This is a genomic window from Gracilibacillus alcaliphilus (assembly GCF_016909015.1).
Classification (GTDB): domain Bacteria; phylum Bacillota; class Bacilli; order Bacillales; family Amphibacillaceae; genus Gracilibacillus; species Gracilibacillus alcaliphilus.
In genome coordinates this window covers 1-2196 of sequence record NZ_JAFBFA010000074.1, presented here as the reverse complement: position 1 = coordinate 2196, position 2196 = coordinate 1, and the positions used below count along the sequence as shown (strand labels likewise).

Here is a 2196-nt window from a genome sequence, read left to right as displayed (position 1 = left end):
CATGAAAGTATTACAATAACTATGAACAGAAACCCCGCAACGATTATAAAATATTTGTTTTTGAAAACTTCCACAATATCACTCCAGCACTTCATAGCCTTTTTTAAAGTATTTCTCTACTTCTTCAATCTTCTTCGTGTAAAAACCGAAAGCATTTCTTCCATAAATATCAAATTGATAGTTGTATTCAAGGTTTCTCTTACCTGGAATACGTTCATAATCCGCATCGGTCGGTAGCTGTACGCGGTAACCTAAATATATTAAATCCCCTGGTTTTTTAAAGAATTTATCTTCTAGTGGATAACTGTAATAACGGATTACGTCATCCCAGACTGCCATTTGTCCTGAAATACTATCTTGATAAGTAATAATTGGACTTACTTCTGTCTCTTTTTGAAAATTTACAACGCTCAACATTTGTGGAATATAGAACTTTTTCGCTAAATCGACCAACCCGATCAAACCTTCTACGTCTATACTTATATCAAAATCTTCAAAATTCGCAGTTTTCTCTACTTTTGATATTATTTCTGAATCTCCATCCATAATACCACCACTTACAGTAGGATTCTTTATTCTATAATATGCAATATCATTCACTCTATCCAACCTACGTTCCTCTGCCATATATAAAAATTGACCATGGTGAGTTAACTTTAACGAAGTATCTGCTAAGTGTGCACTGTCACCTGGACTAAAATCGTTTGGCACACTCATTATCCATTCCCATTGAATGGCATCAGATAACAGATTTTCTGAACCAACTGGCCATGTAGTCGTGGTGATGTAATATCCACCCTCTTCTCTATATGTCGATAAATGATCTCCCTCCGTTTGAAAGAAACCTTCAGGTATTAATGGAGGTAAATTATTTGCTTCTCCTGCAAAAGACACAACCTTTCCAGCGTCTTCCTCAGTTACATTCTTTTCACCAACAGGTTTTAAAAATGGCATAAACCACGATTCCATATGGTCTATTTTTTCTTGCTGTTCGTTCAGTTCATTTTGATCATCAAAATTGTCCAATGTCAGTTCCTGACTTATTTCTTTTATGTCATTGACTTGCTGGGAACTCGATAATGTATCTTCAAAGTAGATTAAGTTGTTTGTATTTTTATCAAGTATAGCAATCTTTACTACTGTTTTATTTGTTAAATCATAATTAATTGGTAATAGTAAAGCTTCTTTAGCCTCTTCTTCTACCTTAAAAGATAGAATACTATAATTCTCTGTCTCATTTAAATCAACTAGATAACCACCTGTGTATGTATTCCCAGAAGGGTATACCTTCCCACTAGTTTCTAAATCAAATTCGTTTCCACCGTAACTCAAAGTTAAGTCAACGTCTAAGATATCATTCTCTGTCTCTAGTTTATTAATCTTCAGTTTCACATCTAATTGATCCTTTGAGTCTAATGCAAATATTTTTTCTCCATACACAACACCCATGATCTCGTCTTCATTTTTGGATTTTGCTGCTAGAACCGAACCTGTTCCAATTAAAGTAATAGATAGCATGATAATTATTCCTATAAGAAAAGATCTCATAATATTTCCCTCCATACATCGGTTTATTTTTTTACTGCCTCCTTTTACTAGAATTTCATTTTACGGTTATGAAGTATACTAGAGTTTTTTTATTATTACAATATATTGTCAATAACTTTACATAATACGACAATTTTCGATTATATCATTATTTTGGTAAATTAATGGAGGTAGATTTTTATTTTGAATAGGTGAAGGTTAATTATTTGGAAGGATTTTAAAAATAAGCCCCCACTACTGTGAACTGACCCCTGTCAAGCAGACAAGAATAAAAAAGCACATTTATGCAACCTGAGTCCTGAAATGATAAGGGCTTAGGTTGTTTAATTTCTTCTGGAAACGTTGATGATTGTAGAATCTAATGTATTTATTTACAGCATTGCATACTTCTTCACCTGTTCTGAATGAATATAAGTTGAAACACTCACTTTTGAAGTGACTAAAGAAATTCTCCATACAGGCATTGTCCCAACAATTTCCCTTCCTGGACATACTTGCTTTCATCTGATATTTTTTAAGTAAGTTGTTATATTGACGGGATGTATACTGGAACCCGGGCTTGTCAAGAAAAGTGTGTAAGTTATTCTAAATACTTTAACACTCGTTCATTAAGATGGTCATGAATTAAGAACTGGTTCATGACCATTG

Annotated in this window: 2 protein-coding genes; both read right to left on the bottom strand. The window is 33.3% G+C overall.

What is annotated here, in order from left to right; genetic code table 11:
- Window positions 1-78: 78 nt before the first annotated feature.
- On the bottom strand, window positions 79-1548 hold the full coding sequence (locus JOD18_RS24020; RefSeq protein WP_204672000.1) for a hypothetical protein: 1470 nt from the start codon (window positions 1546-1548) through the stop codon (window positions 79-81).
- 282 nt (window positions 1549-1830) lie between these two features.
- Window positions 1831-2052, bottom strand: a complete 222-nt coding sequence (locus JOD18_RS25095; RefSeq protein ID WP_420827821.1) for an IS3 family transposase — start codon at window positions 2050-2052, stop codon at window positions 1831-1833.
- Window positions 2053-2196: the final 144 nt, after the last annotated feature.

Coding starts and splice junctions, on each gene's coding strand:
- JOD18_RS24020 (WP_204672000.1), bottom strand. CDS start 1,548: ATGAGATCTTTTCTTATAGGAATAATTATCATGCTATCTATTACTTTA.
- JOD18_RS25095 (WP_420827821.1), bottom strand. CDS start 2,052: ATGAAAGCAAGTATGTCCAGGAAGGGAAATTGTTGGGACAATGCCTGT.